The following is a 16,481-nucleotide window of genomic DNA, read 5'->3' on the forward strand; positions in this document are numbered from 1 at the left end:
CCCACTCTTCCATCACTCATTTACCTCGTTTTCGTTACTGCATCATTGATTTGTGTGCCTTGCTTCCACTTAAACAACCGCTTTTCCATTTGCCCGAGAATAAAAGCAAAGATCGAATAAAGCACACCAATTAAAGCTGCCGCCAAAAACATATTATCCATTTGAAAAAAGTTTCTCGAATCAATAATCAAATAGCCTAACCCTGAATACGAACCAATCATTTCAGCTACGACCATCGCTGAAAAAGAAATGGCCAATGTGACACGCATGCCTACGAATATTGGCGGTAGCGAGGCAGGCAAAATGACTTTTTTAAACACTTGCCATTGGTTCGCACCAAGCGATAGCGCCGAACGAATCAAAAGCGGATTGACATTGCGGATGCCGTCAACAGTATAAGCAATCATTGGAATAGCGGTTGCATATGTAATTAACGTCAATTTTGGCAGTTCTCCAACTCCCATCCAAATAATAAAAATCGGTAACAGCGCAAATGGAGGGATTGGGCCAACCATATTTAGGAATGGCTCGACTATATTTTGTACAAGCTTAAATTTTACAATCATAAAAGCGAGCATAACCGCAAGTACAACCCCAAGTGCAAAACCTAATAGCAACCGCCACGTGCTGGACCAGATATGAGTGAATAACACACCTTGGTTGTGGAGATGTAAGACTGCCTCAAGGACATTCACTGGCGTTGGCAAAAACGCCGGATTCATCCACTCCATTTGGACATTTAACATCCCTACAACTTGCCATAATAGAAAGAAACCAATAACCGTCATACCACGAAACAAACGATCTTGATCGAGCCAGTGCTTTCTTTTTGCGCTGCCTTTATGATTCATTGTCGCTGACTGCATATTCGGACTTCCCATTGCTGACATTGATTTATCCTCCTAATGCCTTCAATTTCTGATTATCTGCCGACAACAAGGCTTGCATATCTTTGGCCATCCTTAAAAACGTGGTGCTTTCCTCATCTCTTGGCCGGCTTAATGGGACTTCAATATTCGCCTTAATCTCCCCATCTTTCATTACTAAAATTCGGTCAGCTAAATGGACAGCTTCTGAAATACTATGTGTAACAAAAAGAACCGTCGTCTGAAGCTGCATCCAAATCGATAACAACTCTTTTCTCATTGTCTCTCTTGTCAAAATATCAAGCGCTCCAAACGGTTCATCCATTAATAGAATACGGGGTTTATTCGCTAATGCCCGCGCAATCCCAACCCTTTGTTTCATCCCGCCTGACAGTTGGCTTGGGTATTGATCTGCACATTCTGCTAACCCGACAAGCACTAAATATTCGAAAGCCATTTCCAAAGCTTTAGCCTTAGGTTGTCCTCCCAAAATCGGTCCAAGTGCAATGTTTTCAATCACGGTATACCAAGGAAATAAAGCATGTTCTTGAAAAACCACGCCCCGTTCCTTACTCGGACCTTCAATCGGCTTTCCGTTTACTTCAATGATTCCCTCGTCTTGGCTAGAAAACCCTGCAATCAAATTAAGCAATGTCGACTTGCCGCAACCGCTATGGCCGAGTATGCACACAAATTCATTTTCTCCTGCACTAAAGCTTACGTTTTTTAAGACATGCTTTGTTGCGTCATTTGATTGGTACGATTTATTGACTTGTTTTATCACTAAACTCAACTAGATCCCCTCTTCCTTGTTCAGTTTATTTCGACTTTTTGCCTCGTTCCAATCTATTTTCATTTCTATGCACCAGCCGACAATAACGGAGTTGATTCAAATTGAATTATAACAACGCTATTTAAATAGTCATTGTTCATAACAGCTAATCTTTTAAGTGTTCCCTTGTTTAATACAACTAATTGATCTAAAGATTGCTGTCCCAACAGTGATAGGATATGTGAGAAAGAATGACAGCTTTGTTGGTGTCTTCCGTGAGGGAAGGTGAAAAACAAGCAGCCAAAACGTTGAGCAAGTTGTTAACGATCAGGATAAAGAAGTCTTTCCGTAAATAACAAGGGATCAGCCCGCCTGGTTACCAAGACGGGCTGATCCCTTTTTAGCCAACTTTAACTACCTACAATTTTTTCATAATATATAACAGATAAGGTGCGCCAATGATCGCAACGAGCAAACCAGACGGAATGTCTTTCGGATAAAGGACAAGCCTGCCTAGCAAATCAGCTGTCACAAGGAGAATGCCGCCTAGCAACATGGAAACAGGGACAACGAAACGGGTTTTGACGCCAACGATTCCCCTAGCAGCGTGTGGAGCAAGAAGGCCAATAAAACTAATCGCCCCTGCTACGGCCACCGCGGCTGCTCCAGCGCCAACGGCCAAAAGCAAGACGAGGACACGGACAAGCTGAATACGCAAGCCAAGCGTAACCGATACTTCTTGGTTTAAGGCGAGAACATCAAGTTGACGGGAAAACGAGTAAGAAATAGGAACGAGCGCGATCAGCACGAAAGCGAGAAACCAGACATCCTGCCAATTCATCCCGTAGGTGCTTCCTGCTAACCAGAGAAGGACAGGCGCAACGCCAACTCCTGCCTTGACAGTTAAAATTTGAATGATGCCTGACCCCATCGCTGAGACGGCGACGCCCATTAACGCCAAAGAAATGGGTTCCCAATTCGATCGTTTCGTCGCTAACAGAATAATAGCGATCGCCAGTCCCGCGCCGGTGGCTGCCCCTACAGGCACCCAGGCAAACGATAGTGACGGAAACAGCACTATAACAGACAGGGCGCCGACGCCACCGCCAGAAGTAATTCCCAAAATCGACGGGTCGCCAAGTGGATTGCGGAGCACACTTTGCAGCAAAACGCCGCAAAGGGCTAACAACGAACCAACGAGAAAGGCAACAAGCACCCGCGGCCAACGGAACTGCACCGTGACTGTATCGAAAAGGGCTCCTGATACCATTTCCGGAAAACTGTAAAAGCTACCGCCGCCGAACGCAAGTGCACCGATCGCCACCACGAGCAAAGCTGCCACCATACTTGTAATCAACCAAGGAAACGACAGCTTGCTTCGATTCCCACGCAGCGTCTGATTCTGCCCTTTATAGCGTTTTCCTGTCCGGTAAGCTAAGTACATCAGCCACGGTCCGCCTATTAAAGCAGTGATCGCGCCAACAGGGATTTCACTTCCCGGCTGAATGAACCGAGCCAGTACATCTGCAGCGATGAGCAAAAAGGCGCCCCACACAAAGGCATGGATGAGCTGCTGCAGATGGCCGCGAATGCCGAGCATCCGGACAATGTGTGGCGCCATTAAGCCAATGAAGCCAATTGGTCCAGCGACGCTTACTGTCGCAGCCGCCAACATGATGGCCAACAGCCATCCAGCTGCTTTGATCCGCTGGATAGATGCACCTAGGCCAGCAGCAGCCTCTTCCCCTAAAAGCAATAAGTCAAATTGTTTTCCTAATAAAAGCAAAAGCAAGCCGGCACAAACGATGAACGGGAGTGCAAACCGGAATCCAGACCAGTCATTCTGGATCAATGTGCCTGCCCCCCACAAAAACAAGCCGTTTGTCTCTTGCTCAAACATAAGCTGCAACCCGCTCGTCACAGCCGCAAACAAAAGAGAGACAATCATCCCCGTCAGAGCAACGCGGACGGGATCCATTGCCCGTCCAGCAAGTGAGAAGACAAGAAGCGCTGCGAATGCAGAGCCGAGAAAAGACGCAATAAATGGGTACGAACTGTTTAAGCCTGGAAAAAAAACAGCTGCAGCTACGACCATAAAATAGGCACCAGCATTAATGCCAAGCGTCCCCGCCGAAGCAAGTGGGTTTTTCGTCAGCGTTTGCAGGACCAAGCCGGCCATTGCCAAAGCGCCGCCAGCCAATAAACCGACAGCGACCCTTGGCATGCGGATGCCAAAAACGACGCTTTGAATACGGTCATCTCCTTCCCATAAACCAAGCACAAGCTCCTTTAGTGTAAACGGTGCTTGTCCTTGCGTTAAATGAAGGCCGGAAATCACCAACAACAAAGAAAGGCCTATTATTAAAAGAAAAAAAGAATAAAAAACGCTCTTGCCTTGTTCATTCATGCTTACTGGTCTAATGCTTCAACGGTGCGGTCAATCAACGTCATTGCCGACAGAGGACCACCGTACGGCCACGTGTCACCGCCAAGGGCATAAACCCGGCCCTCCTTTACGAAATTCAAGTCATTCCATACTGCATTGTTTGCCAGCCCTTCCTCAAATAAGCCATCATCGTCTTGGACGATATGAAGGAAGTTTGCGTCCTCGACTGAAAGCAGCTCCTCTACCCCCGTCGTAGCGTACCCGTACAACTCAAAGCTTCCTGAATCATAGGCATTGTTTAAGCCAATCTTCTCTAAAATTGCTGGCGCCATTCCATTCGGATTGAATAAGCGGAACACAGGCGCTTGGTTATCGGTATAAGCCATCGTCAACACGAAATCTCTCGTCTCGAGATCCATAGACTCGATTTTTTCCTTGCCTTCTTCATATTTTTCATCGAGTTCAGCCAGTATGGCTTCCCCTTCCGCCTCTTTGTCTACCACTTTTGCCATTTCGCGGAATGTCGTTTCCATTTCTTCGTAATGGGTAATGCCTTTGCTTTCTTCAGGATAAGGATCAAAGATGAGCATTGGCGCAATGTCTTTCAGTTCCTCTTCAATGTTTTCAGAACGATAATTTGCTGATATAATGAGGTCCGGCTCTAATTGGGCAATAGCCTCCAAATTAGGCTCCGTCCGCAAGCCTACATCGACGACATCGTCTGAAAGCTCTTCGCGGACATCTACCCATTTATGGTAATTTTCGACGTCAGCCACTCCAACTGGCTGGACACCAAGGGCCAATAAATTTTCTACATACGTCCAGTCAAGGGCGACGACACGCTTAGCCGGTTCTGTAAACGTTTGCTCTCCTTGTGTGTCCGTAACCGTGATGGAACCTGTGTCACTATTGCCGTCTTTTGATGTATTTTCTTGTCCGTTCCCCTCGTTGCTGCTATTACATGCCGCTAATAACATAAACGCGCTGGCAGCGACAAATACATGCCTCTTTTTCATATCTATTCTGCTCCTTTTGTTGATAACAATTTTCATTCTCAATAACAATATAACGGCTTCGACAGAAATCGGCAAGCCTTTTTACAATTAAATCGGTCGAGAACTGCCTATTTGTTCATAGTTAACAGCTGTTTCATCGCTATAAGCTCTTCTTCCTTCGCAACAGCAATGCTTTTGTCAAGATACTTGCTCGGCGTTAAGTCGTGGTACGCGTGCATCGGGACAATATGAACATGAAGATGGGCTTGGTCAAAACCGGCAATGGCAACGCCGACTTTCTTAGGTCGGAGCGTATCATCCACCTGTTTGCTTAAGCGCCTAACTGCTTTCATGACATCGATATATTCCTGTTCTCCCAGCGTATGGAGTGCTTCCTGGTGCCTTTTTGGAATGACAAGCATATGTCCTGGGTTGATTGGCTGAATATCTAGAAAAGCGATAGCTTGTTCGTCTTCATACACAATATGACTTTTTACTTCCTTATTGGCAATGGCACAAAATAAACACGTCATTCGGATATACATCTCCCTCGCTTTAAAGTTTTTAACTTTCAGCCTACGTAATGTGGATGGCTTTGGCAATAGTCTATTGTTTAGTTATTCCTTATAGGACCGTCTTCCTTCTTGTATACGAATGGAGCAAAAAAGAATTTGATTATTGCTACCATTCTCAAAAAATCCTGCCCTTTTACGGAAATATGCTATTCTAATAGTGTGTGAAAAGGAGAGTGATGGCCATTCAATTAACGACTTACACTGACTACGCGTTGAGAGCACTTCTCTATGTCGGCAGTTTGCCAGATGGCGAACGTACACAAGTGAAAGACATTGCCTCAGTCTACAACATTTCATTGAATCACCTACAAAAAGTCATCCATGACCTCGGCAGAAAAGGCGTGCTCCACACGATTCGCGGTAAGCATGGCGGCATTGCCCTTGCCCACAAGCCTGTTGATATCAATATTGGCAAGTTAGTGCGCGAACTGGAAGATGTTCAACTCGTTGAATGCTTTCGTGACAACAACAACTGCCTAATTTCGAATAGCTGCAAATTAAAAGAAGCACTAGCTAAAGCGCAGCATGCCTTCTTCCAGGTCCTTGACCAATATTCACTAGCTGATTTTCTCGAAAACAAGGCCGATTTGTATGCGCTGTTCAAAATCGCTGGCCAAGAAGAGCCACTCACACCTTAATCCGTATTCACACCTAGAAGAAGAAAGCAGGGATCATTATGGAAGATCGTTCAGCTGCAGCATTGTGGCAATCGTTTAAAAGCCGTTCTCAAAATGTGCCAGATCACTATGAAGCTTGGGCATTCGGCAATACGGAAGAAATGGCCGATGAGCTAGCTGAACTCGTACTAGCCGGGAAGAAAACAGCTACTTCTTCCAATTACACGCTGTATGAATTGGAGCAAGAATCGCTGCCAAAAGTTGGTCAGCATCATGTCCTGCTTAACGGCAAAGGGGAAGCTGTCGCTGTGATCATGACAACGGCTGTCACGGTCATTCCTTACAATCAAGTGACAGAAGAACATGCTTTTTTGGAAGGAGAAGGAGACCGCTCCCTTGCTTATTGGCAAGATGTGCACGAACCGTTTTTTACGCAGGAGCTTGAAACTCACGGGCTTGCCTTCCACCCTAAAATTCCGGTTTTATGCGAACAGTTTAAAGTCGTGTATCGGCGCTAAAAAGAAAAGAAGCTGGCTTTCTTAATAGAAAAACCAGCTTCTTTTCTATGGTTGCGATGTTGACTTTGCTTCGTTCGTCTTCCTTCCACATGTTTTTACATTTTGTCATTCACCGCTTTTATGTCGGTTAAATCCAATTTCGGCTTTCGGTTGTCATCAAGCAACCCGTTGATTTCTTGCTGAACGTCTGTAATTTGCGTATAGCAAAAACCGGATACATAAGGAAGTGCTTTTATCGCATCGGTAATCGCTTCATAGCGCTGCAGAAACGCTTGTTTCGTTGCGACTTGGTTGCCGTACCCCCAGCCGTCTTCCGACTTAAAAGCAATGCCGCCATATTCACTGATTAAAACAGGCTGGCCATTATAGTGGTAGCCTTCGGCGAATGGATACTTGTCATGATTATGAGGGTAATGGTTGCTTAAGAGCGCGTCTTTGTCCTCATATCTTGCCAGAAACGCTTCAGCAAACTCTTCATAGTCGTGAAGCGTGATTAAATCAGAAATGGTATGCTCCCAACCGTCATTTGCAATAACAAGGCGCGTCTCATCTATCGACTTTGTCAAATGGTAAATCGCTTCAGTCAATGCTTGTTGTTGTTTGCTTTTTAACACGTCTTTGATGCCCCACGACTCATTAAAGGGGACCCAGGCGATAATGGATGGGTAATGGGCAAGCTGGCATACGACTTCCTGCCATTCGCTCGTAAAAGCGCCCACTGCTTCTCGGGAGAAGGTATAAGCAGATGGCATCTCTGCCCAAACGAGCAAACCTTTCTGGTCACATAAAGCATAAAACCGTTCGTCTTCAATTTTTTGATGTTTGCGCACGCCATTAAACCCCATCGCAATAATTGCGTCAATATCTTGTTCAAGCGCTTCTAACGATGGCGCTGTCAAGTGCGTATGTGGCCAATAGCCTTGGTCTAGAATCAATTTCTGATAGATGGGGCGATTGTTTAAAAGCACTTGGCCATTTTTCGTCGAAATTTTCCGCAAACCGAAGTAAGAAAAAGCTTCATCTACCGCTACTCCGTCTTGATAAACAGTAAACGCCACATCGTATAAGTGAGGATGTTCTGGCGTCCAATGGGCCACTTTCCATTCATGGATGTCAGCGTCTAAATCAACTGTTAGTTTCAAGTTGCAGCTTTCAGGAGAAAAAGACAGGCGGCGCACTTCTTTTCCTCGGAAAGAAACGACGGTTTCGATTTGCAGCCCCTTAACATTGGCCGTATTTAGTTCATAATCAAACTGAACGGCATGTTTGTCAAAATCCGGTGTAATTGCAACGTTTTTTAAATAAGTATCAGCGACAAACTCCAGCCATACGCTTTTCCATATCCCGGTCGTTTGTACATACCAGCAGCCGAAATTTTCGTCGGTCCACCGTTGCTTCCCTCGTGGTTGGGATGTGCTTTCGCTGTCTTCTGCCCTGACAACAATCTGTTGTGTTTCCCCTTGTTTCACATACGGTGTTATATCAAAAGAAAACGCAGTATTCCCGCCAACATGTTCACCTGCAACTTGCCCATTGACCCATACAGTTGCTCGATAATCAACTGCTTGGAAATGAAGCAGAACACGTTTGCCTTTTTGTTCAGTTGGAATGGTGATGTTTCGGCTGTACCATACCACAGGGTGAAAGGCAGTCTCGCCAATGCCGCTTTCCGGCGATTCATAAGAAAAAGGCACACGAATCTTCTGGGAAAATGCGCTCTTCAACTGCCACTTTTCGAAGACACCCTTGTTTTGGTCATCAAATTCAAAATCCCATGAGCCATTTAAATCGATCCAGTGTGTGCGCACGAGTTTTGGACGCGGAAATGCTTTGTCTGCCCATGCCATTTGCCAGCACTCCTTTCGGGTTTTTATCTCCAGTTAAATAAAGCGCTTTCAACCAATCGCAGCATTTAATATCAAAAAATATGTTTACAAACATATTTTTTGTTTAGGTAGATCATACGCTTCCCTATCTTCATTGTCAATATTTTTCGGTAAAGAAAGCCGCCCTGATGGGCGGCTTTCTTCGGGTATGATTTATAGGTTTGAATGGGTGGTTGAATTGGACGAGGGCGTCTTCATTGAGTTTATAAAAAATGAAAGCCTGTTTTAGGCACGGTAATAGTTTAAAACGTCTTTCCAATTCGCAGGCTTCTCCCCTTGCAGATGAACAGCAGCCATCTCGGAGAGTTCGACCAGTTTTTCTTTAGCCGCCTTGGTTAAATCTGAATTGATTCCGACTTCCTTAAGCATGTCAACGGAGTTCTGAAGTTCATACGCTCTTCTTTCGGCATGAATGGCACTACTAGTCACAAGGCGATTTAATGTATCCATAAAGTTATGGCTATCCATCGTTTCAGCTAACGAGCTGAGTACTTCTTGAGACACATTGTACGTTTCAGAAGCTTGTAATGTCTCCAAATAGAGACCGACAATCCCTTTCATAAATATACTTCTAATTAACTTAATGGCGGAAGCATCCCCCGCCTTACTTCCAACTTCAGAGATATTCATATGGTAAGGTGTCATTTTGTCGATAAACTCCTGGATGCCGTTACCACTCGCAGAGATAGGGACTTTGTGTTTATACACCGGTAAGGGACCTAGCATAGCCGCATCAACAAAAGGGATGTTTACTTTTTCTAACTCCTTTTCAATCTCTTGTTTTATGGAAGGGTTGGAGGCAGATACGTCTACATAAAGGAAAGACTCTCCTTTTAATTCAGACCGAATATTTAAACTGACCTCCAGCGCCTTGCTGGCCGGTACAGCCACAAAGAGAACATCCATATCTGTAATAAGCTCTCTAACACTCGCCACTAGTTGAACATCCGCTTCCTCTGCACGTTTTTTTATTAGGGCGCCCGCCGTCTTATGGCTAATCATAACGTCATATGCCTTAATATGCTTGAGCCCCTCTTTTCTTAAACCATTGGATAATTCATAGGCTGCTTCTCCAAAGCCTAAAAAACCTACCTTCATTATTATCACCTTTCTACGTTAAAGACCTTATTTATCTATTTTCTTTTGAACATGATAGTTCATTTGGGTCAGTATGCTATCTACTTCCTTTAAGCGTTTGGAAATGTATTCGGTCTTCTCAAGAGAAAGGGAACCGATCAGGTAATCCACTATAAATATAGAAGAAACGATTGAGTTGTGAGAGGCTATGCTATCAGCTGGACAGGCAAAAACTAGGTCTGCGTATGAACTTAAAGGCGAAGAAAATTTATCCGTTATGGCAAGGACGCTTGCCCCTTTTTTCTTAGCTTGCTCAGCGTAATGGAGTAGACGTTCTCCATATCTAGCATAGCTCACAACAATCAGTAGATCGTTCTCCGTAAAGGAAATGACATCGTCCACCCAGTCACTTGAGTCTGCAAGTGTTAACTTTGTATTTCCTAGCATTCTATTTAAATTGTGAGTTAAATATTGCGCTACCGGCAATCCGCTTCGAACACTTGTACAATAGATTTGTGAAGCCGAACAGATCAATTTGACCGCTTCATTAAGGTTGGTTTCAACATTCAATTGGTTTGCTTTTTGGATTTGTTCCAGTTGCAGCTCATAATGATGCAACCAACTTTCATTATGAGAAAGATTTTTCAAGTTTTTTTCTAATCTAATTTGTGGGGCAGCCTCTTCCTTTAAATGAGCTTGTAGGCTCTTTTGAAAGGCCGAATAGCCTGAATAACCTATGTTAGACATCAGACGCATCACCGTTGTTGTACTTGTTCCGACATTGTTGGATAACTGGCCAACTGTCATAAACCCAACTTCCGAATAATGATCAATCATATAGTCAACGACTAGCTTTTGAGATCTCGGTAGCGAACCAGCACTCTCTTTTAATACTTCCAAAGGATTTTTCATGTTTAGGCCAACTCCTAAAGAATAATAAAGTCTCTAAAAAGCATATCTAACTTCGCTTAGAGTGTCTATTATCCTTGCAAAGAGTTCAGCGTAATCACAGTTTCATCCGCGCCAACTTATCTACTCTAGCCACTTTGGTTTGATATTTCCATTAGCTATACTTTCTAGTCGCGCCTTTTCATATTTCGCTTTTTCCTCTGCTAATTGAAGCGCGTTTTCTACATTGGCCCTTGGTAACACAATGACGCCGTCCGCATCACCCATAACAAAGTCTCCTGGCTCAACCTTTAACCCTCCACAGTTTATTGGTTGGTTTATGACGCCTGGCCCGTTTTTGGTTGGGCCAGCTGGTATCGCACCACGGCCAAATACAGGGAAAGAAGAAGTAGACAGCGTCTGAACGTCTCGAATCAGTCCATCAATAATAAAGCCATTGAGCTGTAGAGCATCTGCTGCAGCCACCATAAGTTCTCCAATAACCGCTCTTTTTTCATTTCCATTTGCACTAACAACTAACACATGGCCTGGTCGAGAATGATAAATAGCATGATGCACGGCAAGATTGTCGCCGTCTTCAACCTCAATGGTTACAGCTGAACCTACTAAAACACGATCAATGTTGAATGGTTTAATTAAGTGGTTCATTTCAACCGGAATATCCATGCCATCACTTATTAAGGTTGTGCTTAATTTTTTGGCTCTCTTTACCCAGTCATCAGGCAGCACTTCTGGCGCCTGATTTTTCTCTATATTTCCCATGTTAACTCTCCCCTTCCTTTCGTTTAGGTTTTTTAAAGTAAGAAAGCAAATATCCAGAAAACGCTGCAATCGATGTCATAAAATAAACAATGCTAGCTAGATGCTCGTCTAACCCTACAACCCAACTTCCTTTTAATGCAAATAGACCAATCATTTGCCCAAACACTAACACAGCACCAAGCAATGTAAATAAAAAGACTGACATAATAAAAATCATTAGAATTATTTTTCTCATCATACCCCTCCTACAATGGTATAGGGATAATACCCATACCGATTAACCAGCTGATAATCATTAATGGAATCGTGTAATAAATTAGCAAGGGGACATACGTTTTTTCCGGTCCCACCCTTGCCATACCTGTTGCTACATAAATGGGGCCTGAAGTTGGCGTACTTCCTTCTGTCGCACCAAACATCATGATGGTAACAACGGCCAACAGTGGATCCACACCGACCGCCGTTAACGCGCCAAACGAGGCGAGACCAATTGTGGCAATCGTTGCTGATGTAGCAAGGGGAGTCGCAACTAACGTAATAATGATTCCAACGATAGCGATCATGAGCCATTTTGGTACAGCAAATGACATCATTAACGTTTGCAATTGTTCCGTTAAACCAATTTCATTTAAAACCGCACTTGTCGCAAATGTAAAAATTAAAACAGGGCCAATTACGTAATAGGATGGTGCAGTGTCTTCAAAAAACTTTACCCATTGGCTCTTTCCTTTAGGCAAGTGATTTCGACCTACTATTAATGTAAAAACGATCATAAATACTGGAACCCAAACAATGAACGACATGGCATTCATCGCCGTCTCCCCAACACTTTCAACGGAAGCATACCATTTAGCAAGCGGACCAAAATGAATAATTAACGGCAGGATAATCCCTAAAAAAATGAGTAAAGATGTCCAGCCTTCTGAGAACGATTTACCTATTGGCTGAATTAAATTAGGATGCACAGACTGTATGTTGTATTTCTTCGTCATAATAAACACAACGACAACCCGATGAATCAATGCATATAGACCGGCTATATATAAAGCGATAAATAAATCACCTTGCCCAACGGTTGCGGCAACGGGGGTAAATCCTAACATAATAAACATGGTGGAGTTAGGAGGAATAATACTACCAAAGCCTGAGTTTCCAGCTACGATCGATGCCGCATGCTCTTTCCTCCAGCCAGAACGCTCCATCCACGGTATTGTAATCGAACCAGTTGTCGCAGCAATACCAGATCCAGATCCAGCAACTAGAGCAAAAAGCCCTGATCCAAACGTATTGACGTACGCTGCTCCACCTGGCAATCGACCAATCAGGGAGTTCAAAATTTGAATGATTCTTCCAATTAATCCCGTGTAATTAATCAATTGAGCCATGAAAATAAACGCCAGAGATGCAAAAACGACCGAGTGTGTGAGCCCTTTCATTAAGCTAGGAAGAAATAGCTCAAATGCTTGACTTCCTGAAAAAACTAGGGTAACGACGAATCCAAGTATCATGGCTTCTCCAATATTTCGCTTTGTAAAAATAGCCCAGAACAAAACAATGGCAATGAATGATAGTAGCGCCCAAACGGCTGTACCCATATAATCAGCCCCTTTCAGTATAAAATATTACTTTTTAATTTTAAATAGTAATGAATATTACATGTTCGTTAGTCTAACATGAAACGCTTTTTATGTAAACGCATTCATTGATTTTTATTGCGGAGGTTTATCGCCCATTCGAAAAACGGATAGCTCGCATCCGACTTTGCTTTTCGATAAAATACAGATTGACCATATTAAAAAAGGAAGTGGCAGAATGCAATCAATCAAAGGAAAAGTGGCGCTTATTACAGGAGCGGGACGTGGAATTGGCCGCGCTACAGCCGAGGCTTTTGCGAAAGAAGGAGTCCATGTTGGTCTTGTTGGCCGTACGCTAGAAAACCTTCAGAAGGCTCAAAACGATTTGGCACAATACGACGTGAAAACAGCGCTCGCAACAGCCGATGTTGCCAATTTATCTTCTATTTCTGCAGCAGTAGCAGCGATTCGTGAGGAGCTTGGGGCCATCGATATCCTCGTAAACAACGCGGGTATTTCAAAGTTTGGCGGATTTATGGATTTAACTCCCGAAGAATGGACCGATATTATCGATGTGAATGTGAAAGGGGTGTATTACACAACGCGTGCAGTATTACCTGAAATGATCGAGCGAAATTCAGGTGACATCATTAACATTTCCTCAACTGCAGGTCAAAAAGGTGCGCCGGTTACGAGTGCCTATACAGCCTCTAAAGCAGCAGTGATTGGCCTTAGTGAATCACTAATGATGGAAGTTCGCAAAAAAAATATTCGTGTGACCACTCTCACACCAAGTACAGTAGCAACAGATATGGCGAAGGATTTGAACTTAACGGATGGCAATCCCGATAAAGTCATGCAACCAGAGGATTTAGCAGACTTCATGGTCGCTCAACTCAAGCTTCATCCTCGTGTCGTTCTAAAGCATGCCGGACTTTGGTCTAACAACCCTTAAGAGCATCAACAGGAAGGCTAGGTCATCACTTCAGTTACACGAGAAAAAAGAAGTACGCTCATCGGATGAGCGTACTTCTTTTCTTTCCACTTCTTGGCTAATTTTGTCCCGCCTCTACTCGTCAAATTCAATGACTAATTTCAAGTCTTGGGGATGATCGCCAAACTCTTTTCCAAATAAATTGATGCCGCCTTTATGGAGCGCATTTTCCTTAATGCCGATACGAACCGTAATGCAAGGATGATCCTCTAGTTGCAAGTCGGCAATCGTGACTGGATTAATAGGCAAATGGTCAAGCAACGCTTGTTTTTTCGTCACCGTCCACGTTTTAAGGGCGCCATATTGTGTTCTCGTATTGTGAAACCAAGTTGGCGGGTTTTGCTTACCTGGACGGTCGCCAAAGTCCCCTGGGCTTGTCCATGTGCCAATATCAACGCCATTTATCCAAACGGTAATGTCAGACGGCCAGTCATGATCATAGTTAGGCGCTTCTGAACACAACTCACAGGAAAACAGCAAGCTGGCTATTTTCTGTTTTGGTTTTAGGGCAAACGGAAATTTATACTCAAAAAAGCCAGTCCTCGTCCATATCATTTGTGCAGTTGAACGGTCTGGATGGTAAAATTGGACAGGATCGTCTTCATTTAAAACGACGCCATCGCTGTTTGCCATGCCGCATGTCGGCGTAACAGAAAAGTCAACATAGTGCCCAATTGGCATATTGATTTCGTATGTGCGCTTTTCAGTCCTTTGGCCACCATCATTTAAGGCAATATGGATGTCATCAAAGTTGCGTGTACACACTTTCATGGCACCGCGGCTAGCTGGGCGCAGTTCGGTTAAAATGAGCCCTGCCTCTTGTAGGACGTTCACGTTGGAAGCCGCTGTAGAAATCGGGATGCCGATGAGGGTAGCTAACTCATGCACACTATATGTTTCCTTGCTTAGTAGTTCAACCATGCGGACGCGGACATCCGTCGACAACGCATGGCACACCTTGCGCAATCTCACTGGTTCATGAATGGACAACTCTAGCAAAAAACGACACCTCCAGTTTCTTTCATTTTAGCATATACGGATCCAGCCTCCTTTTCCATAGCTTTTTTAGCTTCTTTATTGCTTCACGGCTAAGTAAAAATCCGAAAGTAAAACGGATTGCATCCACAATCCGTTTTGTTTAGCCTATTATTTTTTGTCGCTCAGCATCTTATCGTTAAAGCCAAACAGCCAAGTGAGCACGAAGGCAATGACGATCGCTGTTACGTTGCACAAAATATAGAGTGGAAGCTGGCTATTCAAATACAATAGCGTGCCTGGAATGACTGTGATGGCCATCCCCGTTGCACTTAGCTGGAATATTGAAGCCATAAAGCCCCCAACGCCTCCGCCGATTAAGCCCATGACGAACGGCTTTACATACCGCAAGTTTACGCCGAATATAGCCGGCTCTGTGATGCCGAGAAAGGCCGAGAACGAAGAAGGCAAGGAAAGCGCCTTTAATTTGTTGTTTTTCGTTTTCAGGCCGACGGCAAGACAGGCTGCGCCTTGTGCCGCTATTGCGGCTGTGACGATCGCGTTGAATGGATTGCTTCCCGTTTGTTCGAGAAGTTGGATTTCCAAAAAGTTAAAGATATGATGAACACCTGTAACCACAATAATTTGATTGAAGAAACCGATTAGGAGCCCAGCGATCCCGAACGGCAGACCCAGCAAATAGGTTGTCGCGTTTAGGACGACTTCTTCAAACGAATGAAAAATCGGGCCAATGGCAAACAGACCGAGTGTAATCATGACCAGCAATGTTAAAAACGGCGTTACGATCAAATCGATTGCTTCAGGAATCCGCTTTCTCAAAAAGCGCTCAAACTTTGCGCCAATAAGCCCGATAAAGAATGCAGGCAAAACCGAACCTTGATAGCCGACCACAGGTATGAAACCAAACATAACAAGCGCTTCCTCGGAGCCGTTGGCAACACTGTAGGCATTCGGTAGTGCCGGGTTTACGAGCATCAATCCGAGAACAATACCGAGCACCGGACTGCCTCCAAAAACTCTAAAGGCCGACCAGGCTACCAAGGCAGGCAAAAATGCGAACGCCGTGTCTGTTAATATTTCTGTGAACATGAGAAAATTGGCCGAAATATCGACAGGCGTCATGCCAAACCAAGCTAGCACCGTTTCTTGTGTGAGCAGGCCGCGGAGGCCCATGAACAATCCTGTTGCCACCAATACTGGAATAATCGGTACAAAGACATCACCAAAAGTGCGGATCGCTCGTTGAAATACATTGCCCGTCTTTTTTGCTTCTGATTTTAGTTGGTCTTTGCTTGTGCCTTCCACGCCTAAGCTCTCAATCGCTTCAAAGACTTGGTTGACAGTGCCGGTTCCAAAAATAATCTGGTACTGGCCAGAGTTGAAAAACGCGCCTTTCACTTTGGCGATATTTTCTACTTTTTTCTCGTCGATCTTCTGTTGATCGTGGACCATAATGCGAAGCCGTGTCGCACAATGGGCAAAGGAAGCAATGTTGTCTCTGCCGCCGACGGCTTCAATGACCTGCTTGGCAATTTCCCGATTGTCTACTCCCAT

The 16,481-nt window shown here is 44.3% G+C and carries 16 protein-coding genes; 3 read left to right on the forward strand and 13 right to left on the reverse strand.

Annotation, left to right across the window (positions count from 1 at the left end; all coding sequences use genetic code 11):
* Window positions 1–20: 20 nt before the first annotated feature.
* The 5 genes from V5G21_RS07385 to V5G21_RS07405 all read right to left on the reverse strand — a co-directional run bounded on the left by V5G21_RS07385 (window position 21) and on the right by V5G21_RS07405 (window position 5,552).
* A complete protein-coding gene (locus V5G21_RS07385) occupies window positions 21–890 on the reverse strand; it encodes an ABC transporter permease (protein ID WP_011248585.1) in 870 nt (289 codons plus the stop codon).
* Window positions 891–894: 4 nt separating this feature from the next.
* Entirely contained in the window at window positions 895–1,659 is a 765-nt protein-coding gene (locus V5G21_RS07390; protein WP_095316496.1) for an ABC transporter ATP-binding protein, read from the reverse strand.
* 397 nt (window positions 1,660–2,056) lie between these two features.
* Window positions 2,057–3,985: a Fe(3+)-hydroxamate ABC transporter permease FhuB gene (fhuB, locus tag V5G21_RS07395; RefSeq protein ID WP_244153292.1), complete on the reverse strand. Its 1,929-nt coding sequence runs from the start codon at window positions 3,983–3,985 to the stop codon at window positions 2,057–2,059.
* A 62-nt stretch (window positions 3,986–4,047) separates the two neighbouring features.
* Window positions 4,048–5,040 (reverse strand): ABC transporter substrate-binding protein, encoded by a 993-nt coding sequence (locus V5G21_RS07400; RefSeq protein WP_011248588.1) that lies wholly within the window; start codon window positions 5,038–5,040, stop codon window positions 4,048–4,050.
* A 107-nt stretch (window positions 5,041–5,147) separates the two neighbouring features.
* Window positions 5,148–5,552 carry an HIT family protein gene (locus V5G21_RS07405; RefSeq protein WP_011248589.1) on the reverse strand — a complete coding sequence of 135 codons (405 nt, stop codon included), beginning with the start codon at window positions 5,550–5,552 and terminating at the stop codon, window positions 5,148–5,150.
* Window positions 5,553–5,770: 218 nt separating this feature from the next.
* On the opposite strand from V5G21_RS07405, the gene V5G21_RS07410 reads away from it, so the two are divergent.
* On the forward strand, window positions 5,771–6,232 hold the full coding sequence (locus tag V5G21_RS07410) for an Rrf2 family transcriptional regulator (RefSeq protein WP_011248590.1): 462 nt from the start codon (window positions 5,771–5,773) through the stop codon (window positions 6,230–6,232).
* 38 nt (window positions 6,233–6,270) lie between these two features.
* Window positions 6,271–6,729, forward strand: a complete 459-nt coding sequence (locus V5G21_RS07415) for an ASCH domain-containing protein (RefSeq protein WP_011248591.1) — start codon at window positions 6,271–6,273, stop codon at window positions 6,727–6,729.
* A gap of 95 nt (window positions 6,730–6,824) precedes the next feature.
* Here V5G21_RS07415 and V5G21_RS07420 read toward each other — a convergent pair whose 3' ends face one another.
* From V5G21_RS07420 to V5G21_RS07445, 6 genes are all read right to left on the reverse strand, one after another.
* Complete coding sequence (locus tag V5G21_RS07420) at window positions 6,825–8,576, reverse strand: glycoside hydrolase family 2 protein (RefSeq protein ID WP_011248592.1); 1,752 nt, start codon at window positions 8,574–8,576, stop codon at window positions 6,825–6,827.
* A gap of 264 nt (window positions 8,577–8,840) precedes the next feature.
* The gene (locus V5G21_RS07425) at window positions 8,841–9,713 is read right to left on the reverse strand and encodes an NAD(P)-dependent oxidoreductase (RefSeq protein WP_035206170.1); all 873 of its coding nucleotides are present in this window, start codon (window positions 9,711–9,713) and stop codon (window positions 8,841–8,843) included.
* Window positions 9,714–9,740: 27 nt separating this feature from the next.
* Complete coding sequence (locus tag V5G21_RS07430; protein ID WP_035206169.1) at window positions 9,741–10,604, reverse strand: MurR/RpiR family transcriptional regulator; 864 nt, start codon at window positions 10,602–10,604, stop codon at window positions 9,741–9,743.
* Between the two features lie 120 nt (window positions 10,605–10,724).
* Entirely contained in the window at window positions 10,725–11,363 is a 639-nt protein-coding gene (locus V5G21_RS07435; RefSeq protein WP_011248595.1) for an S-adenosylmethionine--2-demethylmenaquinone methyltransferase, read from the reverse strand.
* 1 nt (window position 11,364) lies between these two features.
* Complete coding sequence (locus V5G21_RS07440) at window positions 11,365–11,598, reverse strand: hypothetical protein (protein ID WP_011248596.1); 234 nt, start codon at window positions 11,596–11,598, stop codon at window positions 11,365–11,367.
* 10 nt (window positions 11,599–11,608) lie between these two features.
* Complete coding sequence (locus tag V5G21_RS07445) at window positions 11,609–12,958, reverse strand: TRAP transporter large permease subunit (protein WP_011248597.1); 1,350 nt, start codon at window positions 12,956–12,958, stop codon at window positions 11,609–11,611.
* Window positions 12,959–13,175: 217 nt separating this feature from the next.
* On the opposite strand from V5G21_RS07445, the gene V5G21_RS07450 reads away from it, so the two are divergent.
* Window positions 13,176–13,892, forward strand: a complete 717-nt coding sequence (locus V5G21_RS07450) for a 3-ketoacyl-ACP reductase (protein ID WP_011248598.1) — start codon at window positions 13,176–13,178, stop codon at window positions 13,890–13,892.
* A 114-nt stretch (window positions 13,893–14,006) separates the two neighbouring features.
* Here V5G21_RS07450 and V5G21_RS07455 read toward each other — a convergent pair whose 3' ends face one another.
* Together V5G21_RS07455 and V5G21_RS07460 are read right to left on the reverse strand one after the other, a co-directional pair.
* On the reverse strand, window positions 14,007–14,930 hold the full coding sequence (locus V5G21_RS07455; protein WP_011248599.1) for an ArsR/SmtB family transcription factor: 924 nt from the start codon (window positions 14,928–14,930) through the stop codon (window positions 14,007–14,009).
* 147 nt (window positions 14,931–15,077) lie between these two features.
* Complete coding sequence (locus V5G21_RS07460; protein WP_011248600.1) at window positions 15,078–16,481, reverse strand: sucrose-specific PTS transporter subunit IIBC; 1,404 nt, start codon at window positions 16,479–16,481, stop codon at window positions 15,078–15,080.

The organism is Shouchella rhizosphaerae (genome assembly GCF_036700015.1).
Lineage (GTDB): Bacteria > Bacillota > Bacilli > Bacillales > Bacillaceae_D > Shouchella > Shouchella rhizosphaerae.